24 protein-coding genes, 1 tRNA gene and 1 pseudogene are annotated in these 26,306 nt (G+C 48.7%); 19 read left to right on the top strand and 7 right to left on the bottom strand.

Annotation, left to right across the window (positions count from 1 at the left end):
- Positions 1 to 37 precede the first annotated feature (37 nt).
- The 6 genes from MKX98_RS27770 to MKX98_RS27745 all read left to right on the top strand — a co-directional run bounded on the left by MKX98_RS27770 (position 38) and on the right by MKX98_RS27745 (position 2,443).
- The gene (locus MKX98_RS27770) at positions 38 to 400 is read left to right on the top strand and encodes a helix-turn-helix transcriptional regulator (RefSeq protein ID WP_156088551.1); all 363 of its coding nucleotides are present in this window, start codon (positions 38 to 40) and stop codon (positions 398 to 400) included.
- A gap of 103 nt (positions 401 to 503) precedes the next feature.
- Positions 504 to 586, top strand: a tRNA-Leu gene (locus MKX98_RS27765).
- 184 nt (positions 587 to 770) lie between these two features.
- A complete protein-coding gene (locus tag MKX98_RS27760) occupies positions 771 to 1,196 on the top strand; it encodes an organic hydroperoxide resistance protein (protein WP_339219636.1) in 426 nt (141 codons plus the stop codon).
- A 128-nt stretch (positions 1,197 to 1,324) separates the two neighbouring features.
- Entirely contained in the window at positions 1,325 to 1,567 is a 243-nt protein-coding gene (locus MKX98_RS27755; RefSeq protein WP_071222731.1) for a zinc ribbon domain-containing protein, read from the top strand.
- Positions 1,568 to 1,656: 89 nt separating this feature from the next.
- Complete coding sequence (locus MKX98_RS27750; RefSeq protein WP_076324660.1) at positions 1,657 to 1,932, top strand: hypothetical protein; 276 nt, start codon at positions 1,657 to 1,659, stop codon at positions 1,930 to 1,932.
- Between the two features lie 85 nt (positions 1,933 to 2,017).
- Positions 2,018 to 2,443 carry a thiol-disulfide oxidoreductase DCC family protein gene (locus MKX98_RS27745; protein ID WP_220683989.1) on the top strand — a complete coding sequence of 142 codons (426 nt, stop codon included), beginning with the start codon at positions 2,018 to 2,020 and terminating at the stop codon, positions 2,441 to 2,443.
- A gap of 11 nt (positions 2,444 to 2,454) precedes the next feature.
- On the opposite strand, the gene MKX98_RS27740 is transcribed toward MKX98_RS27745, so the two are convergent.
- The 3 genes from MKX98_RS27740 to MKX98_RS27730 form a co-directional block, all read right to left on the bottom strand.
- A complete protein-coding gene (locus MKX98_RS27740; RefSeq protein WP_220683990.1) occupies positions 2,455 to 2,931 on the bottom strand; it encodes a FixH family protein in 477 nt (158 codons plus the stop codon).
- A 40-nt stretch (positions 2,932 to 2,971) separates the two neighbouring features.
- Positions 2,972 to 4,384 (bottom strand): PepSY domain-containing protein, encoded by a 1,413-nt coding sequence (locus tag MKX98_RS27735; RefSeq protein ID WP_339219633.1) that lies wholly within the window; start codon positions 4,382 to 4,384, stop codon positions 2,972 to 2,974.
- A 77-nt stretch (positions 4,385 to 4,461) separates the two neighbouring features.
- Positions 4,462 to 5,331, bottom strand: a complete 870-nt coding sequence (locus MKX98_RS27730) for a thermonuclease family protein (protein ID WP_339219631.1) — start codon at positions 5,329 to 5,331, stop codon at positions 4,462 to 4,464.
- 310 nt (positions 5,332 to 5,641) lie between these two features.
- On the opposite strand from MKX98_RS27730, the gene MKX98_RS27725 reads away from it, so the two are divergent.
- The 10 genes from MKX98_RS27725 (at position 5,642) to MKX98_RS27680 (ending at position 16,501) form a co-directional block, all read left to right on the top strand.
- Positions 5,642 to 6,796, top strand: coding sequence for a hypothetical protein (locus tag MKX98_RS27725; RefSeq protein ID WP_194544403.1), 1,155 nt, complete (start codon positions 5,642 to 5,644; stop codon positions 6,794 to 6,796).
- Entirely contained in the window at positions 6,796 to 8,046 is a 1,251-nt protein-coding gene (locus MKX98_RS27720) for an ATPase, T2SS/T4P/T4SS family (RefSeq protein ID WP_339224596.1), read from the top strand. The genes MKX98_RS27725 and MKX98_RS27720 overlap by 1 nt, the downstream gene beginning before the upstream one ends.
- 56 nt (positions 8,047 to 8,102) lie before the next feature.
- Positions 8,103 to 8,900 carry a type II secretion system F family protein gene (locus tag MKX98_RS27715; protein ID WP_339224594.1) on the top strand — a complete coding sequence of 266 codons (798 nt, stop codon included), beginning with the start codon at positions 8,103 to 8,105 and terminating at the stop codon, positions 8,898 to 8,900.
- A gap of 15 nt (positions 8,901 to 8,915) precedes the next feature.
- A complete protein-coding gene (locus tag MKX98_RS27710; protein ID WP_339219629.1) occupies positions 8,916 to 9,788 on the top strand; it encodes a type II secretion system F family protein in 873 nt (290 codons plus the stop codon).
- A 20-nt stretch (positions 9,789 to 9,808) separates the two neighbouring features.
- A complete protein-coding gene (locus tag MKX98_RS27705) occupies positions 9,809 to 10,000 on the top strand; it encodes a Flp1 family type IVb pilin (RefSeq protein WP_194544401.1) in 192 nt (63 codons plus the stop codon).
- Entirely contained in the window at positions 9,993 to 10,667 is a 675-nt protein-coding gene (locus MKX98_RS27700) for a TadE family protein (protein ID WP_339219626.1), read from the top strand. The genes MKX98_RS27705 and MKX98_RS27700 overlap by 8 nt, the downstream gene beginning before the upstream one ends.
- Before the next feature lie 2 nt (positions 10,668 to 10,669).
- Positions 10,670 to 12,901: a hypothetical protein gene (locus tag MKX98_RS27695; protein ID WP_339219624.1), complete on the top strand. Its 2,232-nt coding sequence runs from the start codon at positions 10,670 to 10,672 to the stop codon at positions 12,899 to 12,901.
- Between the two features lie 16 nt (positions 12,902 to 12,917).
- Positions 12,918 to 13,904, top strand: coding sequence for a TadE family protein (locus MKX98_RS27690; protein ID WP_339219623.1), 987 nt, complete (start codon positions 12,918 to 12,920; stop codon positions 13,902 to 13,904).
- Positions 13,905 to 14,113: 209 nt separating this feature from the next.
- Entirely contained in the window at positions 14,114 to 14,626 is a 513-nt protein-coding gene (locus MKX98_RS27685) for an A24 family peptidase (RefSeq protein ID WP_339219621.1), read from the top strand.
- A gap of 12 nt (positions 14,627 to 14,638) precedes the next feature.
- Entirely contained in the window at positions 14,639 to 16,501 is a 1,863-nt protein-coding gene (locus tag MKX98_RS27680; RefSeq protein ID WP_339219619.1) for a DUF6382 domain-containing protein, read from the top strand.
- Between the two features lie 215 nt (positions 16,502 to 16,716).
- Here the strand turns inward: MKX98_RS27680 and MKX98_RS27675 are convergent.
- A pseudogene (locus tag MKX98_RS27675) lies at positions 16,717 to 16,921 on the bottom strand (hypothetical protein); the annotation flags it as partial.
- A gap of 228 nt (positions 16,922 to 17,149) precedes the next feature.
- Here MKX98_RS27675 and MKX98_RS27670 point away from each other — a divergent pair.
- Both MKX98_RS27670 and MKX98_RS27665 read left to right on the top strand, forming a co-directional pair.
- Positions 17,150 to 19,492, top strand: coding sequence for a hypothetical protein (locus MKX98_RS27670; RefSeq protein ID WP_339219617.1), 2,343 nt, complete (start codon positions 17,150 to 17,152; stop codon positions 19,490 to 19,492).
- 400 nt (positions 19,493 to 19,892) lie between these two features.
- Positions 19,893 to 20,078 carry a hypothetical protein gene (locus tag MKX98_RS27665; protein WP_339219615.1) on the top strand — a complete coding sequence of 62 codons (186 nt, stop codon included), beginning with the start codon at positions 19,893 to 19,895 and terminating at the stop codon, positions 20,076 to 20,078.
- 126 nt (positions 20,079 to 20,204) lie between these two features.
- Here the strand turns inward: MKX98_RS27665 and MKX98_RS27660 are convergent, their stop codons facing one another.
- The 3 genes from MKX98_RS27660 to MKX98_RS27650 all read right to left on the bottom strand — a co-directional run bounded on the left by MKX98_RS27660 (position 20,205) and on the right by MKX98_RS27650 (position 25,055).
- Entirely contained in the window at positions 20,205 to 20,360 is a 156-nt protein-coding gene (locus MKX98_RS27660; RefSeq protein ID WP_220683998.1) for a hypothetical protein, read from the bottom strand.
- A complete protein-coding gene (locus MKX98_RS27655; protein WP_220683999.1) occupies positions 20,341 to 22,665 on the bottom strand; it encodes a helix-turn-helix domain-containing protein in 2,325 nt (774 codons plus the stop codon). The genes MKX98_RS27660 and MKX98_RS27655 overlap by 20 nt, the downstream gene beginning before the upstream one ends.
- 122 nt (positions 22,666 to 22,787) lie before the next feature.
- Complete coding sequence (locus MKX98_RS27650) at positions 22,788 to 25,055, bottom strand: AraC family transcriptional regulator (RefSeq protein WP_220684000.1); 2,268 nt, start codon at positions 25,053 to 25,055, stop codon at positions 22,788 to 22,790.
- A gap of 307 nt (positions 25,056 to 25,362) precedes the next feature.
- On the opposite strand from MKX98_RS27650, the gene MKX98_RS27645 reads away from it, so the two are divergent.
- Complete coding sequence (locus tag MKX98_RS27645; protein WP_339219612.1) at positions 25,363 to 26,301, top strand: ABC transporter permease subunit; 939 nt, start codon at positions 25,363 to 25,365, stop codon at positions 26,299 to 26,301.
- Positions 26,302 to 26,306 lie beyond the last annotated feature (5 nt).

The following is a 26,306-nucleotide window of genomic DNA, read 5'->3' as shown; positions in this document are numbered from 1 at the left end:
ATTTTCTTTCAAAGAGAACTAGGAAGGCGGTTGTTTGATGCAGTCTATTTACCAACGAATCGAACATCTCATAGAAAGCCGAGGTATGACCAAGAAGGCGTTTTGTGAAACCCTCGGGATCAGCACAGGAAATTTTGGTGATTGGAAGAGGGGGAAAACAACGCCGAGTACAAATAAATTGATTGAGATTGCTGCATTCTTTTCCGTAAGCTTGGATTGGTTGATTATTGGCAAGGGCAACCCTACCCGCGTCAATGAAGCGCGTGGGGAGTACGAAGTGGACCCGGAATCATCCGATCTTCCCATCATGTCCGGATTGGCAGAGAATGAGAAGGAGTTTATCCGGGAATACATCGAGTTTTCGGCATACCGGAAGGAAAAACGAAACGATAAGACCTAGCTGCTCATGCGTCTAAGCGACCCCCCCATAATTTGGATCTTTACTTTTGTGTGACGGAACAGTATAATAGGGAATGTTCGCTACAGAACATCCCTTATAACATGCGGTAGTGGTGGAATGGCAGACACGCTATCTTGAGGGGGTAGTGGGTGTATACCCGTGGAGGTTCGAGTCCTCTCTACCGCATACTTTATGAAGAAGCTGTTTATCAAGAGGAATTCTTCCTTTGATAAACGGCTTTTTTGTTTGCTTGGCAAGCTGGGACATGCTGTTTCTTATGCGAGTTTGCCCAATTATCGTTTCAATTTGTGCTGCAAGTTTAAAGAGTACATGTAGAGACCATAATAGGGCATGAAGGAGATGAACGAGCATGAAACCATTATACACAGCAGATGTAAAAGTCATTGGAGGGCGTGAAGGCTCTGTTGAATCTACCGATGGGGTTCTTAATCACAAATTAAGCATGCCGAAGGAGCTTGGAGGACCGGGCGGTGACGGAACCAATCCGGAGCAGCTGTTTGCGGCCGGCTATGGCGCCTGTTACGAAAGCGCCCTGGCTCATATCGCCCGCAAAGAGGGCATCGAGCTCAAGGATGTCGTGATCCATTCTCAGGTCATGATCGGAAAGGACGATGGCGCTGACGGTTTTAAGCTTGCGGTGAAGCTGAAGATCGAAATGCCGGGAATCGAACGAAGCCAGGCGGAGGACCTCGCGAAGAAGGCGCATGCGTTCTGCCCTTATTCCAAGGCTACCCGAGGCAACATCGACGTGGAGTTAAGCGTAAGCGAACCATAAAGGAATTCGGATGGTCCTCTGAAATGGAGGGCCATCCTTTTTTGTCGGCTTACGATGCGGAATATGAAACTTTTTACATGATACTCCGTATTTCAGTTAAAGCTATGAATTGGAAAGGGGCGCTTAAGATGAGTATTGAACAAATGATAGAGGAACGGTTTGTATGCAGCAAATGCGGAGGGAATCACTGCCAGACGAAAGAGGTCTCGATGTCAGGGGCCGGGCTGAGCAAGATGTTTGATATTCAGCACAATCATTTCCTATTTGTTTCCTGTACGAACTGCGGATATGTGGAAGTGTTCAACCCGGATATATTAGAAGGTAAAAAGAGGGGGCAGCTTGGCTCGATCCTGGATGTGTTCTTCGGTTGACATCACCCCTAAAATTCTTTAATATGACTAAGTACCAGAAAGTACAAACCAGTCATAGGGAATTTAAATAAAATAAACGGGTGATGAACATGCCATACAGACCGCAGATTGCAAATGTGACCACAGCTGGAAGCAATGAAAAAGAAGGGCTTTACGAATTCATTATCCACACGGCTGACGGAACGGATATTCGCGTATTCTATAACCGCTTCCCGGAATGGAAACTGACTGCGCTTAGCCGACTTGGGAAAGTACCTTGCCCGGTTTGTCGTAAGGATTTCATATGCAAATGCATGGAGAAATTCTCGAACGAATTCGACCAGCAGATGAAAGACGGCGAGTGGCTGAACAAAGCTGCTGAGTAATAAACCAATAAGCGTACTTGATCAAGCGTAGGAGAGGGCTCCTGCGTTTTTTCTTGTTTTAGGCCTGAAGGGAGCCAGGAAATATATGAAGGATCGTGCAACCGATAATCATGAGGACTATGCGATTGTGCTGATTGATGGTGTGTGCCATTTGTGCCAGGGTCTGACGCAGTTCATTATCAAGAGAGATCCTGCCGGTGCCTTTCGCTTCGCTTCGCTGCAATCCGAGATTGGGCAGGAGCTGTTGAGGCAGGGAGGGCTTCGTGGAGATACTACGGAAACGATGGTGCTGATTGAACAGGGGAGGTATTACACAAGGTCGACGGGAGCTCTGCGGATTGCACGGCGTCTTCGCTTTCCTTGGCCGCTGTCGTATATTTTTATCCTGATTCCCCCTTTTTTACGGAATCTGGTGTACCGCTGGGTGGCAAAGAACCGCTATCGGTGGTTCGGACAATCGACGGAATGCATGGTTCCGACGCCGGAGATTCGGCGCCGGTTTTTGTCCTAATCCAGCTTGCTTTAATGATGATGATCTGCCGTACCCTCTTGAAATGTCGGGGTCCCCGCTTGCAGGTAGGCAAGCTCGGCCTCGGACAGTTTGCCGACGGCGAACGGTTTCTGGGGGATGATGATGGAACCGTTGTTGCCGCTGTGCAGCTTGATGAAATATAGCCCCTCTTTATCGAAGGTTTTGGTTACCGTATACACGCCATCACCGACCTCTACCGCATCCGTCATGGGATCCCGCAGGGAGCCGTCATGGCTCCACAGTTCGTAGTGGACAAAATCCGCACCAGGTACTCTTTGGCCATCCTGGGTGAGAATGATCTCAATGGTCTCCGGTTGATGAACGGATAACGTCTCCGGTATGTTTACCTCGGCGATCAGCGGGATTTCTTTTTCATACCGGTTGACTGCTTCGGGACTGGCCGAACAAGCGCTCAGCAGCAGGAACGATAGCAGTGCGCATAATATAAAACGGCTTTTCATGATCATGAAACCGCCACCCCTTATTGTAGTTAGAGTAAAGACCGAATCAGGCATTCAGAAATGTCTTGATCGCCGGTACCCTCCGAACGATGACATAATCGATGATCCACACGATGATGAGCGACAAGCCCACAAGCGGGAACAGGATACCCAAAGCGATGAGCAGCAGAAGGAATACCTTCATGTTCTTGGCTTTAACTTCGGGTGCTTTTGGTGCCCCCAGTCCATGCTCCGGTTTTCGCTTCCACCACAAGTACAAACCGCTTACCGCAATGAAAATGATGCCTATGCATATAAGCAAACTGAAGATTTGGTTAACGATACCGAACTGTGTTCCTTTATGCAGTGTAATGCCCAGGGCAACGACTTTGCCAACGACTCCATAATGATCATAGCGATAATCCGCCAACACCGCGCCGCTGTACTGGTCGATATGCATGGTAGCCTCGTCTTGGGCTTTCGGCGGATAGGCCGACAACGTGTACACCCCGTCCGCTTGCTGCGGAATGCTGATGGTGTAGCTTGGATGGATCCCCTCGCTTCGGGCTACGTACATGACATCTTCGATTGGAAGCGGCATAAAGTCGGAGATGGTGGAGTTAGGTACCTCCAGATTTTCGGCCGCCCAAGGGACCTCTGCGACTTCCTTCGTCTGAACCACATGGGAGGATGGCGCACTGCCTGACCAGATGGAAGGCGGATAGCCGGCACCGGTATTGGTTGCCACCGTTTGAAAATTGCTGCCCCACAGGCCTGACCAGGGCAAGCCGGTCATGATGAGAAACAGCATGCCTGCCGCGATCCAGAAGGCGGGAACGGCGTGCAGGTCCCTGCGGAGAATCTGCTTGCCCTTGCCCAGACGCGGATACAGGATGCCCGCGAGGCTTCTTTTGTTTTTGCTTTTGTTTTTATTTTTTGGAAACCACAAATACACGCCGGTAAGGATGAGCACGATCGCCCAGCAGGCGGCAAGCTCCACGATCCGGTCCCCCACGGTCCCGACCATCAGCTCACCGTGGAACTCCTCGATTTTGTCCATGATGCGGTCTTTGTCTTTTAGCTCGCCAATCTTTTCTCCCGTATAGGGGTCCATGAAGACGGTCATGGATTCGCCCCCTGAGGTCAAACTGATCTCCGTAGAGCGGGAATCCGACTCGCCGGGGCGGTATTTCGTGATCGTAGCGTCAGGGTAGAGCGCTTTAACTTGTCCGACCAGTTTGCTGGGCGTTACCCGTTCAACCTGAGGGGTTACCGTGTAGTAGTCCCGATATAGCGCTTGTTCAATCTGAGGCTTAAATAAGTAAACGGAGCCGGTGATTGCCAGGATGATCAGAAAGGGCGCAAAAATGATGCCGGCATAGAAATGCCATCTCCACACGATTTTGTACCATGCGGCAGGGTTTGGATTAGATGATTGACTTTCATTTGGTTTGGCTGCTGGAAGTTTCTTGTTCCCCATGGCTGGTGGCTCCTTTTCAATTAAGGCTAAAATTTATATAAGATGAACTTGAGGGTTCATTTCATATAACAGATGGTTTACTTCGGGGCCCGGAAACCGGCCTGGACGGCTTCTGCCTCGCTGCAGAACCACTGCTCCTGCTTCGTGCGCTCATAGTATGGGGATTCGGGAGTATGGTAGATTTTCTCGCCCTTCGAGTTGATGTTGCCCTTGATGTCGCAGCCTTGCTTGGACTCTTGGCTGTTCTCTTTCGGAGCTTGGATTGCCGCTGTGTTATTACGGCTGCCGTTGTTCTTGTTGTTTGTGTTGTCCTGCTCCTCCGGATGGAAGCCGTCTTCCTGGGCATAGTTCTCTACGCCCCATATCCCGAGTGCCTGGTCCCGGCTAATTCGCTGCAAATCATCAAATTTGTCCACATAGCGGGTGTTGGGCGGATAGATATAAGCTACGCGGGCGAGTCCTTCTTCAAGCAGCGATTCCTGGACCATTTTTCCGTCGGCATATACATACGCAAGCAGCCTGGAGTATTTATCGCGGTTCGGACCGATATCAAATTCCAATTCAAGAAGGTCGGCTTGTTCCACCAGTTCCTTCGTAAAAGCCTTGGCCTCGGGCCCGAATGGCTGTACGCCCAGCTTCGGATGACTCGTCTCGGGGGTATCGATCAGGAGCATCCGGACATTCTCCTTCTTCCCTTCGAACATCACGCTGATGGTGTCACCGTCAACGGCTTTGACCAGTTCAACGGCTACCCGCGGAAGATTCAGATCATCGGTTGGATAGGTCGTTTGTTTGGAATTCGTTGTACTGGTGTTGTTTGTCTTGGCTTCGGATTTAACGCTTGTTGCGGTTCCTTCGTTTGATGTCGCCGGGGACATCAGCGGCTGGCTGCAGCCTGATAATAGCAGCAAGGCGGTTAGCATAGCGGTTAACATTCGTTTGTTCACTTGTTGTCACGCTCCTGGCTTGGAAGTTTGGTTCAGATGGTTTAGGAGTTTATGTAATGTTGGTTCTATATAAGTAGTTCTTATATAGAGAACATTCGTTCTAAGCCTATATAGTAGGACATATATCCTTGTTTTGACAATAGTGATTAAGGGCTATCTGTATATCAAAATAATATCTTGCCGTTCTGCTGCAACTGTGATATTCTAATGTCAAATTATAACAGACAACGGAAGCACCGTTCATGGACCGCATATTGCGGCCTTGGACGGTGCTTTTTTGGCGTTGTTACAGAAGAGAGGGATTGGATTTATGATACCGGCCCGACTTGTGCTGGCAGTGCAGGATTCCCGGTATGTTGAACCGCTGCTGAGTTATTTGCATGGAAGTTCTTACGGATCGGCTCTTCAGGTGACCGCATTTACCCGCATCGATTCATTTCTACATTATATGGAAGTGGGGGAAGTGCCCAATCTGGTCGTGGGGGATACGGAAATGCTGGAGAGCTGGCTTAGCCGGGGGGAGACTTCGGTTCCGTGGCTGCTTCTAAGTGAAGGTCATTCATCTTCTTCTCTTGTAGAGGGCGGCAGCAGTACATTCAAGTATCAACCGCTGCCTCAGCTGATGGAAGTCATCATCACCCACTGTAAGCGAAGCGGTGGAGCGCTGGAGAAATTGAATGTCGGAACAACCTCGGTGATTGGCATTGTATCTCCCTTGAGCGGGAGCGGGAAGTCAACGATAGCCATGAACATGGCGAAGCAGCTGGGCGTGCTGGGATTAAAGGTGTTCTATCTCAATTTGGAGACGGTGAACAGCAGTGCATTATTTCCTTCCGGTTCGGTGGGTATGGAGGGGAGCTTTTCAAGATTGTTGTACGACATTAAGGCCTCACAAGAAACGGCTTCGGGGACCGATTTGTCAGTAACCCCTTATATCATCAGACATCATGGCCTGAAGTGCGATTCCTTTGAGCCCAGCTTCAACGTGAAGGAAATCACGGAGATGACCATGGAGGACACGGCTTTGCTGCTGGCTTCCCTCGTATCGTGCAATCAATATGATGTCATTGTCGTGGATACCGAGGGATACATGGAAGAACGAATGCAGGCGGTTCTTGAACAGGCCGGAGTGCTAATCTGGGTTTTATTGGATGATCTTATGAGTATGTATAAGAGCGGTGTGTGGATGGATCAATTGGAGCTCGAGGATCCCGCGCTTTTCGGAAGCCTGAAGAAGCGGAGCCGATTCATTGTCAATCGGTACACAGGACAACTTGTTAACGGATTCCCCCGCAAGGATATAAGCATAGGTAGCGTACTGCCTTATATTCCTTCATGGAAACAGCTCCATCGGGAAGAGTTGCTGTTGTCCTCACCGATCTATCAGAGAGAGGTATTGAAGCTCTGCCAGCAGCTGCTGGAGGGCTCGGGTATCATGGCGGTGCAAGCGGGTGGTGGGCAGTGATGATGGAGGATCCGTTCAAGTCAGTTCGTGACCAGGTTCGTTCCGAGCTTGATATGAGTGCGAGCATTAACAATTCGGAATTGATGGCCCGTATCGAGGAAATGGTGTGGAGAAGACGCGAGCTCATGGAGCTGACAGCCGCTGAGAAGCGGCGGCTGGTGCGCAGGGTATTTGACTCTTTTCGCGGGTTGGATGTGCTTCAACCATTAGTGGATAATCCCCGAATTACGGAAATTATGATTAACAGCCACCAGGATATATTCATTGAGCAGGATGGGGAGGTGAAGAAGCTGCCGCTCCAATTCGAATCGCAGAGCCGCCTGGAGGATATCATCCAGAGCATTGTCGGTACGGTAAACCGGGTGGTGAACGAATCCACCCCCATCGTTGACGCCCGATTGAAGGATGGCTCGCGGGTAAATATCGTGCTTCCTCCCATAGCGCTGAAAGGACCGACCATGACGATCCGTAAGTTTCCGGAATCGCCGATGACGATGGATGACCTGGTACGAAGGGGCGCCCTGACAGAGGAGGCGGCGGAACAGCTTCGGATATTGGTTAAGGGGAAATACAACATTTTTATAGGCGGAGGGACAGGTTCAGGGAAGACGACTTTCCTGAATGCATTATCGCAGTATATTCCGCCTGATGAACGTGTCATCACGATTGAGGATTCGGCGGAGCTGAAGATCGTGACGGTCCCGAACCTCGTGTCGCTGGAGACCCGGAATGCCAACACGGAAGGCCGGGGGGAGATCGCGATACGCGATCTGATCCGATCCTCGCTGCGGATGCGCCCCAACCGGATCGTGGTGGGCGAGGTGCGGGGAAGCGAGGCGCTGGATATGCTGCAGGCGATGAATACCGGGCATGACGGAAGTCTGTCGACGGGGCACGCTAACAGCACACAAGACATGATCAGCCGTTTGGAAACGATGGTGCTGAGCGGCGCGGATCTTCCGATCAGTGTAGTCCGTCAGCAGATAAGCTCGGCGATCGATATTTTCGTTCATTTATCCCGGCTTAGGGATCGATCGCGTCGCGTAACCGAGATTAGTGAAGTGATCGGAATGAGAGGCGCCGAGGTGCTGCTGAATCCACTGTACCGATTCCGCGAGACGGGCGAGTCAGGCGGCCGGGTGATTGGGTCTCTTGAGCCATGCGGGAACCCGCTTCAATCGTCGGACAAGCTTCATATGGCTGGGATTGCGACTTGGCCGCTGCAGAAGATGTTGGAGGTGACATCGTGAAGCGATATGAAGGTTCAGTCTTGACTCCGGAAGAGGGTCAAGGTGAGCGGGTGATCATGAAGAGGAATGGAGCTGGAAAGCGTGAGCAAGCTGCTCCAGCTCGAACCAACACTCTTCCGGATTACGGCGTCTATCATCTCTCGATGAGACAGAGAATGAGCTGTATTATCCTTGGCGGTTTTATGTTTTTCTCTATCGGTTATCTGTTTTATCACAATCTGATTTTGTCGCTGCTGCTTGGAACGGCAGGTCTGACGATCCCTAAATTTTGGAGACGGTTTATGCTGGAACGCAGGCGCAAGACACTGAACCTTCACTTCAAGCAAGCTCTGTATTCCTTGTCCTCATCTTTGTCCGCTGGTCGCTCTGTAGAGAATGGGTTCAGGGACGCGGTACAGGATTTGCTGCTGCTTGATCCAGGAGGCCAGAGTGATCTGATCTTTGAGCTCAAAGTCATTGTGTCTCGGCTGGAGTACGGCGAGCCTATTGAAGTGGCCTTGCAGGATTTTGCCCGAAGGGCAGGGATGGAGGATATAGCGAATTTTGCGGATGTTTTCTCGACTTGCAAACGCACAGGCGGCGATCTGGTTGAAGTCGTGCGGAGAACTTCTTCAGTCATCGGAGAAAAGCTGGATATTCAGCAGGAGATATCCGTGATGATCGCCCAGAAGCGGTTCGAATCCAAGGCGCTGCTGGCTGCGCCGTTCCTGCTGCTGCTGTTCATGAACCTGACGTCTCCCGATTATATAGAGACGATGTACAGCGGACCGGGGATTATGATCTCTACTTTTGCGCTGGCCGCTCTAGGAGGCTGCTTCCTGTGGATCAGCAAAATGATGAATATCAAGGTGTAAGGAGGTGAGGCGGGCATGTTGACATGGGTAGCGGGCGCGCTGGTGGTTCTGCTTGTGGGTGGTTGGGTGGTGCTGAATCATATGTGCGGTGAACGATACCATCGTCTCAGCAAAGTGCCCATGGAAGGTCTCAGGCTGCAACGGTTAACACCGCCTCTGTTGTTCCTGCTGGAGCAGGGAAAGATTCCGATGCGTTGTCCGATCGTGTTCTATCGGATGCAGGGCTCCGTCCAGAAGATCCATGGCTTGCGGCACAGCGCAGAAATGACGTTGTTGTTTATGGCCGAGGCTCTAGCTTATACATGGCTCATTTTGATCGGTGGCTGTATATGGTCATTGTTGTCGGGAGATGTCATCGGACTTCTGGCTGGGTTGGGATTGGGAGTGTTGCTGCCTGTTGCTATGGCAAAGGATCTCCACAAAAAGGTAATGCTGCGGGAGCAGGATATCGTTATGGAGCTGCCGGAGCTTCTAAACAAGATTGTGTTACTTGTTGGCGCCGGTGAGACGGTGCAGCGGGCGGTCATTCATTGTGTAGAGCGGAATGAGGACATGAACCACCCTCTGTATGTCGAGCTGAAGCGAATGGTACTTGAATGGGAAGGCGGACATCCGTTTCAGCAAGCCTTCGAACAGTTCAATAAACGGTGTGGCGTTCAGGAAGTATCGATATTTACAACAACCGTGTTGCTTAATTTTCGACGCGGCGGGAATGACTTTGTTTTGGCACTGCGCGATTTGTCCCGAGTGCTCTGGGAGAAGCGTAAGGCCATCGGAAGAACAAGGGGGGAGCAGGCCTCCTCAAAGCTGGTGCTGCCAATGGTGGTCATTTTCATGATCGTGATTGTTTTGCTCGGAGCGCCTGCATTTATGATGATGAACATGTAGAAGGGATCGGTGTATTCGTTATGATGTTGTCCATGGTAAAGAGCGGTATGAAAGCTTTTTGGAAGGATGAGAAAGGAATCGGAACACTTGAGATGATTCTGATCCTTGTCGTTATTTTGATTATCGCGCTGATATTTAAAGATCAGATTACCGCCTTGGTGAACAACTTGTTTAAAAACGTGAACAACAAGAGTAAAGAGTTTCTTGAATAATCGGCTTCAGAGAAGATGGAAGGACGATACGGGGAGCTTCACGGTGGAAGCTTCCCTGGTGCTTCCCATCGTGTTGATGGTGACGGTATTGCTGCTGTTCCTATGCTTGTACATCTATCAACAGTCTATGCTGGTCCAGGCTTCAGCTGCAGCATCCGAGCGGACTGCGTATAACTGGGATAACAGCCATAAGATTGCAGCCACGGGATCCGTAGAGCAGGGACAATATGATTCGCTATATTGGCGGTTAACGGAAGATAACGTAGTCGGAACTCTATTTGGTTTGGCAGGGGGAGACAGTACGAGGTCAATTACATTGCCGCAGGGCGAGGCTGAGGGCGGAAAATTGCCCGAGCTTAAGATGTCCAAGGGCGGCACGGCTGTGCCCGCTAGCATGGAGGGAGAGATGCGTTATACCAATCAGTTGCTCATTCGAAAAGTAACGACTTCATTAAATGAGCAGGTATCACTGACGCCATTGAGCCGAATATTGGATGATGGAGGCCAGATCAAGGTCAGCGCACAATCGATCGTGGTGGATCCTGTTGAATTTATTCGCACGGTGGATTTAATGCGATATTACGGATCGAAGTTTCAAGGCGGGAGAAACGGAACGGATAAGGCTGCCGCAGGAGAAGTTCTACAAAAGTTCGGAGGTTCGCGATAGTCATGATGAAGCGTAGGGAAGCACGGTCGAGACGGAGAAGGAGAGAGGGCGGCCGATCTTCCGATGGATCTGTATCTGTTTTTTTGATTATCGCCCTGGCTGCTGTATTCATGTTTGTAGCTATCTTTATTGATTATTCCCGCATAGCGGCGATGAAGGTACAGAGCGAAAGGCTGACCAGAGCGGCCGTACGCTCCGTGATGTCCTCTTATGATCCGCAGCTTCAGAAGGAATATGGATTATATGCCCTTGGGGACACCAGCGGAGATCTCATTATGGGCAATGTGCTGAATGACAGCATGAATCCGGGAGAACGGAGCGATGCATTCCGGTTAATGGCAATGGAGCTCGATAGTTCCGGTCTTGAGCTGCAGCGTCCGCTAGGGACTTATGACATATTCAACCGGCAGATTAACGAGGATATGAAGTATAAAGCGCCGATTGATTTCACTTTGGAATTAGTGGGTAAGTTCAAACCGTTATCGCAGTCCATGAAGGAAGCTTCCAATACGGTAGATGTCCTTAAGAAGCTTCGCAAATTGTATGACAAGCGGGAAGCGGCACTGGATGAGATGCTGGCAAAGCAGCGTAAGGCAGGGGAGGGCGCAATCCGGCTTTCGAAGCTGGTTATGGATCCGCCGGGACAATCGATCTCCGACACTTCGCTGGGGGACAGTATGTATACCGCCGCTGATGTGGCATCACAATACGAGGATTATAAGGCTAAACAACAGGAGGATGCGGACAGGCCTCCCAAGGAACAACAGTATACGCTGCTGCTCATGGCTTACCGAAGCGGAATTTCTTCCATTGGCTCACAGATTTCGAAGGAGGCCAGCCGAGTTCAGAGGGAGAATGACAAGCTGCTCTCGGATGCACATCAATTATGGGAGGAAGCAAGGAATCTGAATGAAGAGATGAAGCAGGTCATCAAGGATTCCGAGAACCGTTCATCTAATAGGGGATATGATCAGGTCACGAATGATGTAACGCCAGGGTCTAACGATTCTTCCGGGGCGGAAGCGGAGATGATTCAATCCATACGGAAGCAAGCTGACAAATTGATTCATAGCGATGAATTCTTGAACGGCTTCCGACAAGAGATTGATAGCCAGCAGAGTCGATACCAACAGGTAGCACGAGCGGTCACTTCTCTTCAGTCTTCTCTTGGGGGAGAGGGAATGAAGGGAACAGTACTTGAAGCCAGTCGCACATTAGAGCGTTTTGTTTCCAATTATGGAGTATCAGGCAGTGGAAATATTATAGATCGGCAGCTGGCGTCATTGGAGCAGTTCCGCACATCGGATAAGGAACGGAAGGCGATGGAGAAGCAGGCCAATCAGAAGCTGAAGCAGGCATCCAAAGTCATTGAGGCAATTAACGGGTTGAATGGACAACATCAGGCAATTATGGATGAGTTCCGTGAACTTCAGCAGTACTATGACGAAAGTCTTGAATTTAATGCCGAAGCAGACAGCATGAGTAAGGGCAAGCCAATAGACGATGATCCGTATGATGCCGGTAAACAGGCAATGGATAATATGGACGGTATGTTTGGATTTATGGGGAACGTGCTTGGTGGTGTCAGGGATGAACTGTTTCAAAATGAGTACGCCGTTCATTATTATCAGCATTTTGATATTGGGAAATTAACCGGAATGGTTGATGGTTCCAACAATGGCGGAGATGTCGTCCAAGAATTCTCCATTGGGAACCAGGAAGTGGAGTACATTCTTTACGGATTTCATAACCCTGCCGGGAATATATCGGCGGCCTATGCAGAGATTTTTGCTTCCAGGCTCGCGGTCCGGACGATGGAAGGATTTATTGTGAATAGTAAATTAGGAAATCCGTTGGCGATTTTGGCGGCAGCCATTCTGTATGGGATTGAGAAGGCCATAGAGGATATGATCCAGTTGTGTCAGAAGGGGAGCGTACAGTTGTCCAAGTATGCCCCCATTGAACTGACTTACAGGGATCATTTGCGAATATTTCTGTTTATTCACAGTAATAACGAGAAGAAACTGTCACGCATGTTGGCGTTGATTCGATTGAACACCGGCACCAATCCTGCGGAACGATTCACCTACGCTTCGGGAGAGGTCAGGACGGCCATGCGTTTATGGTTTCTTCCAGGGGTGACGAAGGCGATCGGCGTTGTATTTGGAAGCGATGGGGACGAAGTTCAGGGAAGTCGTTACATGGTGAAGCGTAAGGCGGATTTTTCCTATTAGGATTAGGGGTACTTGAATGAAACGATTATCGGAAATACAGAAACCTCTCCATAAAGGTAAAGCGTCATCGGAACAAGGAAGCATGGTCGTGGAAGCTGCACTTGTGCTGCCGATGTTTATGTTTTTTGTCATTTTCCTCATTTATATCGTGCAAATGACGTTGATATCGACAGCACTCCAGAGTACCGTTTCGGATACGGTCAAAATCGTAGCGGCTCATATGTATCCCGTCTCGCTAGCCGTGCAGGCCAATGCCGATGGTAGTGGAACAGGAGAAGGCTCACCAAGCACATCCCATTGGGAGATTCCCAAATTGTCACTTTCTGATTGGGTTTCGAATTACAGCGACTCTCTTCCTTCTCCTGTTCATGAGTGGATAACGCAAGCCGTAGCGTCAGGCGAGGAGCCGCTGCAGCAGATTAAGAACCAAACCGTGGAAGCCGTACTCGACCCCGTGGTAAAGCCGATGATGAAGCCGTTCATGCCTGACCACCTTCTGGAATATGACCGAATCCATGTGTCCAATGTTCATATTCCCAATTTGAAGAGCGGAGCGAGTCCCTACTTCGGCATTGAGGTGAATTACGCGCTTCCGATCCGGGTTCCTTTCTTGAACAAACGCATCGTGCTGCAGGCAAAAGCTCAGGAGAGACTATGGATTGGCGACACCGGTGAGGGAGGGACGGGTTCAGGGGATGGCTCGGGGACAAACGGGGCGATCGAGCTGCTGGAGAAGCCGAATCCGGCCGTTGCCAGCAAGCAGGCTAAGGTAAAAGTAAAAGTGAAGCCGGGCAGCAGTGCTCAATTGTCAGTCTATTATAAGAGTGGTCAGAGTACGGCTAAATATTTGGGCTGGGAAACCGCGGACGGTAACGGCTATATCGAATGGGAATGGAACGTAGGCTTTAATACAACGCCGGGAACGTGGCTGTTTGTCGTTGAGACAGCAGACGGGCAGCGGATTGAGGTGCCGTTTACGGTGGTCGCGCGGTCAGGTTCTTGAAACCTTGATAGCAAGAGTTTGAAATGAAGGATTCCCTAAGAAGTGTTCCAGAGAAGTGTTTCAAAGAACGTTTCAGGGAAGTGTTTCAAAGAAGCGTTTTAGAGAAGTGTTTAAGAAAGTATTCCAAGAAGCATTGGTTGTACATCCATAGTTAAAATCCTATCACGGCTATTCCAGTGAATAGTTTAGCAAGGGAGTTATGATATCGCATGTCCGTTGCCTTTGGTGTTTGTGCTGTTTATTTGATTGCCGCATTCATTACAGACCTTCGTTCCATGAAAATACCGAATGTTTTAACTGGTTCGGCTATGCTGTCCGGCCCTGTCTATCATGGCGTTCTGGACGGGTGGGAGGGGCTGCTCTTTTCTTTGAAGGGGCTTGGAGTCGGGTTTCTTATCTTGTTGATCATGTATTTTATAGGGGCTGTAGGAGCGGGTGACGTTAAGCTGTTTGGGGGCATTGGTGCCTGGACCGGCTTATGGTTTACCTTGCAGGGCATTATGTATTCTGTCCTTTTTGCCGGTGTCATCGGTTTGCTTATCCTGCTATGGCGTCGGGAAACGATGAAGCGAGTACGTAATATCGTTGGTAGTATCGCCGGCGTTTTTGTGATGAAGAGCTGGTTGCTATGGCGCAACAGCCAGGAGGAACACTTGCGATTCCCCTTTATGATTGCCGTCCTTCCTGGCGTTATCAGCACGTATGTGGTACTGCACATATAGGAGGGGGAGCTTATGCTCGGATTAAAGGCGGATTTTATGCAGAACGGTGGAACCATTATGGTGCTGGACCGGGCTGAAGGAATCCAATCATCAGAACTTAATCATGTACAGCTGGGAATGATCCGTTCGTCGAGAATCCCTCATTTCTTGAAGCTGCATATGAAAGAAGTCGATTATAAGGTAACGCTGGAATATGATATTACCGGCAAAAAAATGCTGTCTCAAACGTTAAAGAGCGAGCGCATGACACTGACTGAATATTTTGGATTGCTGCTTCAGATCGTCACGGCTCTGGAGGACAGCAAGTTGTATATGCTTCAACCGGACAATTATATTTTGCATGAGGATTATCTGTTTATTGAAGGTTCCCTGCATCTTGGCACTTTATATTTAACTTATGTTCCCGTTGCAGCTACCGAAGTAAGCGGCACTCGTCTTCCGCTTATGCTCAAGGAACTAATGACAAGGTTGCTCGCATCGGTGACGGAGCTAAAAGGGGGAGGGATACAGGCACTGATGTCGTTCTGCAGCGAACAGAGCTTCAATCTACCGGGCCTTAAGAAGCTTGTGATTGAACTGTTAGCAGGAGAGGGTGAAGACCATCGTACTGTAACTCAAGCAAATGCAGCAGTGCCTTTAGGTTTGAATCAAGGATCGCCCTATACCGATAGTCAATCAAGCAATATGGGCTCCAAGCCTTCATTCGCATTTGCAGAACCGACTCGTGGACGGACAGCAGTGCCACAGACGGAGAATGACATCTACACAGATAAACAGAGTTTAATTCAAGGTCTGAAGGAACGTACGAATGAGATGTTCGGGAAGAGGGGCAAGAGCGAGGAAATGAATTCTCATGCGGGTCGAAGCCCATTGGGTTCCACTCCTTCGTGGCTGCCCGATACGGATGACACAAATTCAGAAGCTTCGGACAATGACAAAGCCTCGCCGGTTCGCACCTATATTATGTTAGGATGTTTGCTCGCCGCAGCGGGAGCTTGGAGATTGCTTTACATGAATCAGCCTGCTCCACTGATGCTAGGGTTGTCGGTAGGTATTACGGTTCTGCTTGCTGCGGTAACCTGGCTTGGCTGGACAGGTAAACTCCAGCTGCTCTCACGGAGATCCGGCGATTGGTCCGGTTCCTTGCCCATGTTCGAGTCAACAGAGCTTAATCCGCAGGAGCATTCCAAGTGGAAGTCTGTCCCGCGCTTTCAGGCGGACCCTTTATCGGGTCTTCTTGGGGATAACTCGGAAACAGACGCTGGAAAAGCAGAAGCAGGGCTTGAGGAGGGGAAAGAGAATCGGAGATGGCGGGTCCCTAAATCTCCATTCAACTCCGAGAGAGATCACCATTCAGGGGGATATTCCGCACAATCTCCGCAGGGCCATGCTTATTCGCGTTCATCTGAGGCAGCAGCTGCGGCCGCGGATCCATATGGGGAAGAGGGGGATTATTATGCCCATTTGTCCCAACGGACGGAAGTGCTTTCGTTCCCTGGAGGTGAGGGAGCTACCGTCTTGCTAAGTCCGGATGCAACAGCCCGTCCAGCCGTGCAGCATTCAGCAGGTGCTTACCTCGAGCTAAACGAACCGAATGCAGCCGCCCCGCAGCGGATTGAACTATATCAGCCCCATTTCATCATCGGCCGATCCCCTGACGTAGCCCAATTCATCGCACAGGGGGTGGGGACTTCACGGGCGCATGTCGAACTTTCGCGTGAAGGTGGGGGTTACGTCCTGAAGGATCTGGGTTCGAGAAATGGTACGGTGTTGAAAGGGGAATCCATGGTGCCTTATAAAGAATATCCTCTGATGGAGGGGGATGCCTTTATTATTGCCGGATGGACGTTTACCCTGCGCAGGGGGTTATATTAATACGGGATATTATAGTAGATGTAAGATTTGCGTAGCTATTATTCTATGAAGTTTGAGAGAATATTCGAATTATTGCAGAAAACCAAAAGTGTACCCTAACTTTTAGAGGGGCTTTTGGTTTTTTATTATGGTTTTAGCCAGTTGAGAACGTGAAACGTGCGAAACAAAAAACCATCCGCTAAGCGGGTTCAGGACTAAGGATTTGACCATCAAGACTATTCCGATAGACTTGAGATGTTCAGGCGAAATTTACGGCCACGGACCGTCACAGACTGGCTACAAAGGCAACAAGAAATAAACCAGTTTAACTGGTAACCTTGCTCCAGCCATTCTTGCGTGCTTGCGGTGTTTGCAATGTGTTCAAACCAACTGTCTTTTGTGGCGCCCATGCCAGTGTTTTGCACCGCCATGGGTGGCAATGCTTCATTCTTTGCGCCCACGGGAAGTAGCTATGTTCGCCATAGTCCCGGATGGTCTCTGTTTTTTTTCAAAGTCTCCATATGCCGTAATAGTTGAGATTAGTTTTGGCATATACATAACAGAGCGATAAGGGGATTCCTTTAATATTAAATACGTCCAGTTAAGGGGTATTAAATATTTGTTGTTTGGAAAAACAATTCCAATTCTAAAGTAGAAAGAGGTGAGAACTTGGCATTAATCATTAGTAAGAGCGCAGACAGCAGCCCGCAGGCGCCATGTACATTCCGGGTTGAGCTTACAGCGGAAGGCAGTCTTACAACATTTGATTTGCCTTTATATCTAGTGTTTGTCATTGATGCAACTTCGACGATGGGCACACAGGATGTCAACAATAATACGGAAACACGCTTTCAGGTCGCAGTTCAGGCGATTCACGGCTTTTTGGACATTATTTTTTCGGAAGAATATGCTTCCGTCGAGAAGCATATCGCCGTTGTATCGTTCGGAAACGGGGCCAGGGTGCATGTCACGCAAACTGACGCCGAAGGAAGGTTTAGCGGTCTAGTCAATCCGGCTCCTTTAACGGTACCAGCCGGCGGCGGTGCGCCGGTACAAGATCATTACATTGGCGCCAACAGCTATGACCCTGCGCAGGCGGTGACGGCATTAGCCAACTTTCGGAGCGTAGCGGACAAAACCGCTTTTTTCTATGAAAATGAGGAAGAAATTGAAACGATGATCAACAATATCAGCCGTTACAGCAATACCAATATCGAATCGGGTTTTCTCCTGGCAGGTGAACTGTTAGAGGATATTCCCGTCGAAGCGCACAAGTTGATCATTCTTATGACGGATGGGGAGAGCGCAGCCTCGTCCACTTTCTATGCCTATTATAATGAAGCCGATATTCCAAACCGGATTAACGCGGCCATTCTGCTGCAAGAGGGGAACCAACTATTTGCCAACTACAACGGGATCCGGGCGCAAGTGACGAATGAGGACTTAATCCGGGAAGGCCTCGATCCGAGCAGCTTCGACCCGGCGGCCTTCACACCGTTGCAAACCGTAAGCCTCAAGCTGCGTGCGCTGGCCAGAAGCGAAGCGTTTTTTGCAGCTGCAACCCAGTCGCTCGCCATCAATCCGTTTGCCGGTGAATGGCATAATTTCGATGGAAGAAACAACGACAACGCGACACGTGTGCCAGCCGTACCCAATTTGCTTGATGACATTACATTAAACGGTTATTACTGGTCTAATGGCCGAATCGGATTTGCAGCTAATTATTATTACTACCAGCACAGCCCGTTTTTCGCCAAGGTGGGCGGCATTTGGCAATATTCGCAATCAGATACAGGTGTTCCGCTTCAACCGGTATATGAAGATGCTTTTTTCCGTCAAAGCCTGATCGGCCGCGAGCTCGAGACGGTCACCTTTGACAACTCCGAAACGGAGCTTATGGTCTTCGCCACCGACGAAAAAATCCCGCAAACCCGGCTTATCGATTATTACGAGCGAACGAGCCGCAATATTTTCGGCAGCAACGAAGCTAAGCGGTTTATGATCGCCGCCTCGGAGGCCATTCGTGCAAACGGAATTAGGATCGATACGATCGGGATCGGCCATTCGGTTCTGTTGCCCGAATATTTGAATGAAACGGCGTCTTCCGGCCAAGCATTTTTTGTTCCTCTTGAAATTGCCCATGCTCAAGACGCGCTGCGTGATCAGATGCTTGCGGTCACTAACGCAGAGCTTGGTTTTTTTGGCAATGTCGTTATCACGGATATAGTTCCCCGTCGTTCCAGCGCTGTGTCACCTTTGCAGAATGACGGCACCTTCACATTGGATACGAATTCTCTCCAGGTTGCCTTTGTGCGAACGCCGGAAAGTCCGATTCTCTTTCAGCCTGCCGATTTGAATAGCGGATTTGTCAGCGTGACCGAAGAGGGAGACCGTTATATCATCGTTTTACGCGTCGGGAACCTGTGGGCTCCGGAGGAAGCTGTCCTTCAAGAAGGGCGTTTCTTCAGGGCTGCTGTCGCTTTTGACCTTACTCCGAATCCCGGCGTAATCTCACACAGCGGCGAGAATCTTCCTGATATTCCGGTCAATATCGAAGCCTCGGCAAGCTGGACGGAGGCCGGTGTGGAGAGGATACTGCCTTATTCTCCAGCCTTGGTGTTCGTGCCTACTTTCTGCACACCCCCACCTCCGCTTGTAGACATTGTGCTGGACCCGCCTGACGCTTTCCCTGGTGGAGAAATAACGATCACGATAGCGGTCCAAAATGTGACCAACATTGCCATTGTGAAGCAACTGCACATCGATCTTCCTGCTGGATTTCGATTTATTCCCCGATCATTGGTTGTCCGCAATCAGCCGTATTTGGCGGAAACGCTTGATCATATCAATCTGGGCATTAATCAGCCTGGAGAAGTGGATACGATCCGCTTCCGGCTTGTTGCCCCGCTTGTCCCGCTTTCTGAGCAGAATACGCTTCGTGCCATAGTACGTACTGATCTGGGTGAGGTTAAGGTGTCTGTCGACATTCCGGTTGAAGAAGAGGAAGAGTAATAGGAATAGGCCATCTGGGTTCCAGAAATGGTACGGTGTTGAAAGGGGAATCCATGGTGCCTTATAAAGAATATCCTTTGGTGGATGGAGATAACTTTATTATTGCTGGATGGTCGTTTACCATGCGAAGGGGATAATATTAATACGGGATATTATAGTAGAAGTAAGATTTGCGTAGCTATTATTCTATGTAGTTTGGAGAAAAGTTGGATTATTGCAGAAAACCAAATGGGTTCCTTGGTTTATGGGAATTCTTTTGGTTTTTTCTTTTTTGTATGTATTTAGAAACATTTGGTATGATGCTATGGTATACCTACTAACTAATAGGAACCAAGTTTGCATATTCCAGAGGGGGTAACATTATTAAAGGAATGGTCGTGTGTATAAGGAGGACTTTGATGTGTCTGAAGATCTAAGTAGAGAAATACTGAAAGAGCTAAAAGAAATCAATAATAAACTAGACACCTTGAACTCGTCAAAAGGAATAACAGGAACTCTAAAAGTTATTGCCCTGATATTCGGGTTTTTAGTGATAGGACCTTTGCTTGTAGGGATAATGGTGTATCTATTTAATTTAACTGGCTAAGGTAAATAGCCCCTGCCAGAAGCCCAGACGGACAATCCTGGAAGGGGCTTTATAAGCTCCAACAAGAGTAACTCTTCCAGCGATGCTGGTATGGCGTGTAGTCGATGCTTTTTTGTTTAGAATCATCTATAGATAAAAATGAATTCTTTTTGTATTGTAGCTTGAGAACATCACTCTACTCGTTGAGGTCACTGTCATATCTGGAGTTGGAAATTTAGCTGCAACACCAGTTTTTTCTCGCAAAGCGAAAGCACTAATTTGTTTATTCTCCAGCCCTTTCATTGCCTCTTATCACCTCCTGCTCGCGGAAGACGGAAGGAGTGAGGCCGTACTTTTTCTTGAATAGAGTGGAGAAGTAAGTGATATTGTACATTCCGACCGATTCACTGATTTTGGCTGCAGTCTCATGGGTGGAAGCAAGCAAATCCTTTGCTTTCTCCAGCCTGGTGTGATTCAGGTATTCACTGAACGATTGACGGGTGGCTTTTTTGAAGAGCTTTCCCAAATAGCTTGGCGACAGGCCAGCAATGTTGGACACCAGCTCCAGAGATAAGTTTGGCTCGGCATAATGTTGCTGGATGTAATTCTGCACTTTTTCAATGATAACATTGTGCTTCTGGGCATTCATCCAGAGATTCTTCTCTTCAATTAATGTGCAGATATTAAAACAATAGCGATTGAAAGTTTCCTTGATTTCCGTCAGATGTTCGGCGGATTCAATTTCGGTCACCGCATCCAGATACTCGTTGAAATTGGAATCCGGCACATGCTGTAAATAGTCAAAGTGTTTAAGTAAGGATAGCATGAGCTGGGTGCTGTATGTAATGACCTGATTGATTGAACCGTTAGAGATCTGTTCCACGAATTGTCCGATTGCTTCCTGGATTGGTTCCGGCTTCCCGGATTGCACAGCATCGATTAGCTTCTTCTCGAAGGCGCTGGGATAACTTAAGGCCGTCATCATATGGGGCCGTGTTGTTACGGCATCCAGGATCGATTCCTTCCCGTAGATTAGCCGGTATTTAACATACTGCTGCGCCGAAGTATAGGAGTAAGCAATATTTTTCCTGCCGTAACTTATATCCCCTATGCCAATGGACACCGTTACCTTGAAGTAACGGTTCAGAAAACTCTGAATATTGCCCAAGGCAGCCTCGAGCTCCTCAGGCTGTTGGTTGTTCGTACACTGAAGGATTGCGACGGCTTCATTTCCCCCCATAAACAGGTAATCACATGCTCCGATAGGCTCCAGCATCTCTTTTGCAATATTGCCTAGAGCGAAGAGCAGCAGCGGCTGCTGTTCCGTCTCCATCCTCCCTTTTGTCGGTTCCAGCGCATTGATTTTGAATACAAGCACGCAAAAATAAGGCCCGGATATTTTCTTGTCGATATCCCGAATTAATTCGCTCGGAACAGAATGTTCCAGCGGATGACCCCAGAGTAAGGAAAGTAAGTAATGCTCACGAATCGTTCGGGAAGAGCGGTTGATCACGAATTGCATCGATTTTTCACGTTCCTCCAACGAATGGAAAACCTCGGTCATCATCTTATATTCATCTATGAACGGCGAATCGGAGACTGGAGAATCCGTGTCCGGCATGATCTTTTCAAACAGCGTCGATAACGGTCTATAAATGCTCTTGGTCAGAAAAATAGAGATCAGAAGACCTGTCAGTACAATTCCGGCTGTCACAAGCAGCGTAACGTTGCGGAGACGGTCAATGTTGGAGATGAGTCCGGAGTAGGGGGAAACGCTTACAAAATACCAGTCCATTTTCTCCGACTTCACATAAGTGACCAGATGCTTTTTATTTTGAATATTTGTTGTGAAGCTGTTCTCTTCCTTGTCCTGATTTAGAATTTGCTGCACATACTGTTCCTCGGACCAATCTTTCAGAAATAAACTTGAATCGGTATGGGAGAGCACTTTGCCCTCTTTGTTGATGACAAAAACGTTGTTGGCGGAATCCGTTTTGCTGATTTTGCGGATCGTCGTCAGAATCGACTTTTCTTCCACATTGATATAGATAAGCGGGTTGTCGGAGGTCTTGAATGAAAAATCCGGGTACAGCAGAAAGGTCAGGAGCTGAAGCGGCGCATCGTTGTTGCGGTCGGCAACGGTCAAGCTACGTGGATAGAATTCCATGTACCTCTCCGCGCTAAGGGTGATGAGCGAGGAGTCGAATGGAAGCCCGGCTGTATCGACGGCTGTTCCCGTAGAAGGCCGGTAGATCCCGGCACTGTAAATATAAGGATACACACTTATAATCTGGTTCATTTGTTGGAATATCCGATAATTGTTCGTCTTGTCCTCCAACGTGTCACTCAGGAATGAGGTGATCTCCGGCTGGATGAGCAGCGCATTACCGATTGTCATGACTTGGTTATAGACGACCTCCGAGGCGTAAGTGATTTGGGACAACATGGCTTTGGAATTGCGGTCGATCTCCTTGACGGCGCTTTTGGAGAAGAGAAGGAAGAGGACGCCGGACAGCAGGCTGACGGTTAGTAGAACGAGCAGGAAATATGAAATTGTAAGTTTTTGAAACGCCTTGTATCGAACAAGCCGATTCATGGTGTTCCGCATGAAGAATTCCTCCCAATGCCGTTAATATAGCCTCTTCACTATAGGACATATCTGGCTAAAAAGGTACTCCTTCTCGCAAAAATGAAAGTCAGTCCGTTTATTTGAAAGGTTTGAGACGCATGTCAATACTGTCCATTTTTATGTATCCTCCGATATTGGGCTGGCGTCATTCCATACACCTTTTTGAAGATGGAATAAAACGTGTTAAGCGACGAAAATCCGTATTTCTGGATGATCGGCTCAATCGGCGAGTCGGAGGCAAGCAACTCCTGACAAATGTAATTTAGGCGCTTCTCCGATATCTTCTCCGTAACCGACTGGTTTGTCTCCGCTTTATACAAACTGCGGAAATAGTTCACGGACAGACCCAACTGGTCGGCCAGCATTTTTGCGGACAAGTTCGAATCGGTTAATTGTTTTTCAATGAACTGGTCCGCCTGCTCGATCAGGGCCGCGTTTTTGGACAGACTGCGGGCAGCCTCAATGTCTTCAAGCGTCTTGGTTATAAGCGCTTCCATCCAAGGCACTACGTTTTCCATCGTCTCCTGCTGTATGATCTGATTCTCGATGGAAGTCAACCCCCATGAATGGGGCAGCGGCTGACTGGAGTGCTCCTGCATGAGCCGGCGTATGTCCATAAACAAGGTAATCAACGACATTTTACATTCAAAATAGGGCAGTCCCCGCAGCTTGACCACGGCTGAGCGTATGATTTCCAGAACTGTATCCGCGTTACCTTTGGGAAGAGCCTGAGCGATCTGCCGCTCTTTGTCCACAGGCAAATGATACAGTTCTCCTGGCGCGTCGTCCAGCCATGCTTTCATGATGAGCGCTCCGTGCCCGAATCGGAACCGTTCGTGCGTTAGTTCATACGTCTCCATGTATACCTCATGCATGTCGGTCAGGCTGGGCAACGTCCTACCCCAAGCGACAGTCGTGCCGATGGACAAATACTGCTCCATTAACTGCTTAGATACTTGCAGCTTCTTCGCAAATTCTTCGGACAATGGAGCCGATAAGACAACCGCCACGTGATCGTTCCCCATGTCCACCGTTTGCAGCTTGTGCTTGGAAAATTGCAGCGATTCCTGGATAATATTGGACATCGCAAATCGGAGTAGACGCCGGTCCTTCTCCGGGTAGGCCTCCGTAAATTCCGAGAAGCGGTCGATTCGGAAGATGGCCACCGACAGTTGGTCTTCCGGCAGAGCAATTCCCCATTCTTGAAATTGAGAACATATTTCCTCTGCCGTATGGTAGATGCCCCCCAGTAAATCCCGTAAAAACCGCTCCCTACCCAGAATTTTAGTATGCCGCCAGTGCTCGGTCAGTTCATAAATCTGATTGCGTTGGGCTGTAAACACATGGGATAAGTAGTCAAGTTCATTTGCGCTGTATCCTTCGCCGGGCTTTTCAGCTTGATGCTGCCGCATCACTCTGCTGATCAGTTCTTGAATAGGCGAGTACACCCGTTTGGAAATCAGAACGATAACGGTCAATGATGCTACGAACAGAATGAGGAACAAGATCAAACTTGTGTTGCGAAGAACAGTGATGTTTCCTAAAATGACAGATTTCGGGATAGTTTCGATAAAGGTCCAATCCTGAATTCCTTTGATGGAGGAGCCTGCGTAAACCATCAGTTGCTCTTCCTGATTGTGGGGCTGAAACAACTTCCATCCGCTTTCACCCTTATTCCCTTGGCTCCTGAGCTCGGCAATTTGTTCCTGATTCAAAGGAATGCTGCTAAAAACTGTCTCATCCCGATCATTCAGAACGGTGACCGACCTGTTCGCATAATTCGAATTGTTCTGAAGCAAGGTCATTAAATTATCAGTATCTATATTCAGAACGAAAGCCGAGATGGAACTGCCTTTTTCGTAAAATCTTACGATGCTAATCACCTCTTTGGCCTTAATTCCGACAAGTGGAACGGACAAGACTCTCGGAATGAGAACGCTGTGATCCGTTGTAGCCGGATCCTGCAAGCGCTTAATAATGTCCTGGTCGTAAAAAGCTTCCGCATCACTCAATCCAAGTCTGGAATCTACTACAGTATTTGTGTAATCGTTGATTAGGTATACCGAATCGATAGACGGATTGGCGTTCTTAATGTCGATAAGCCGTCTCCATACTTCATAAGTTTCAAAATCGCTGTATTGATCCGAAAGGGCATTCACCTTGAGGGCACTGTCATCGCTGGAGGAGAAGCTGAATTCCAAAGACCATTCCATCAGTCGCGCTGTGTTCCGGGCACTGTTCACTAGCAAGGATTCGGAATGATCTCCGATCTCTTCCAGAAGCGTCTTGGAAGACTGCCAATAGAGCAGCGCAAAAGATATAGCCAGAACCAGAACGTTTGCACTGACAAAATAAAAAATAAGTTTCATATAAGTAGGATGTCGCTTCAGAGAGGTGAAAATTGGAAACCTGAACTTCATTGCTCTAAATCCCCCGTTATTAGAATCCCCGCATATAATTTTCAGATTATTAATTATAGCATAACGATTAATCCCGTCTGCAGAATCGGTTATTTTCGAGGGTAGTGTTGTTTTTGGGAAGTTCGTAAATCTGCGCTTGCAGGAAAAATTGGAGCTTACTGGAATTGTCGCTGCGGTAAGGGCACGGTAAGGTGAAGGTATAAATAACGCGACGAAAATGTGATTGCCTGTTTCGATGAAAGGGGGAAGTAAAACTATGCAATATCAACTTAATGCAAGGAAACGGCCCGTGCTGAAGCATATTGTTCGTAATCCTTTTCTCTATGCTATGGCCGTGCCGGGGCTGCTGTTCTTTCTCGTGTTCAGTTATTTTCCCATATACGGGATTATGATTGCCTTCAAAGACTATAATTTTGCCAAAGGAATTACGGGAAGCGAATGGGTCGGTTTAAAAAACTTTAACTATTTTTTTACTTCAGATGACTTCTGGGTCATACTGCGCAACACGCTGATGCTGAACATGCTGTTCATTTTGTTTACTACGGCGGCTGCTGTATTAATTGCGCTAATGTTCAATGAAATTCGCAATAAGTATTTTAAACGAATTTCGCAGTCTCTCATTTTTCTACCTTATTTTATGTCCTGGATTGTGGTAGGAATGATTGTCCAATCCTTGTTCGGCGGAGAAGAGCCGATGATCAATACTTGGCTGCAAAATTTCGGCTTGGAACCGGTCAACTGGATGTTTGAGTCGAAGCTGTGGCCGTTCATTCTGACGGTTATCCGCGTGTGGCAAGGAGCCGGTTATCTTTCAATTATTTTTCTGGCCGCGATTACCGGCATATCGGAGGATTTGTACGAGGCTGCCCGGATTGACGGGGCATCTAAGCTGCAGATTGTGTTGCGCCTTACGCTGCCGCTGCTTGTTCCTACTGTTATGATCATGACTTTGCTGGCCGTTGGCAAAATTTTCAACGGGGACTTTGCCATGATCTATGCCATCATTGGAGACAATTCCTTGCTGTATCCGACTACCGACGTCATCGACACCTTCGTATTCCGCTCCATGAGACAGCTGCATGACTTCGGCATGTCTTCGGCGGTTGGCTTGTTCCAGTCGGTTATGGGACTGATCTTCGTCATTGCCGCCAACTGGGTAACCCGAAGGGTGTCTAAAGAATCCGCTTTATTCTAGGAGGT

The sequence above is a fragment of the Paenibacillus sp. FSL W7-1332 genome, assembly GCF_037969785.1.
In the GTDB taxonomy this organism is placed as follows: domain Bacteria; phylum Bacillota; class Bacilli; order Paenibacillales; family Paenibacillaceae; genus Paenibacillus_AQ.
Note: the sequence above shows the minus strand (reverse complement) of the source record. Positions and strands in the feature narration are given on the sequence as shown.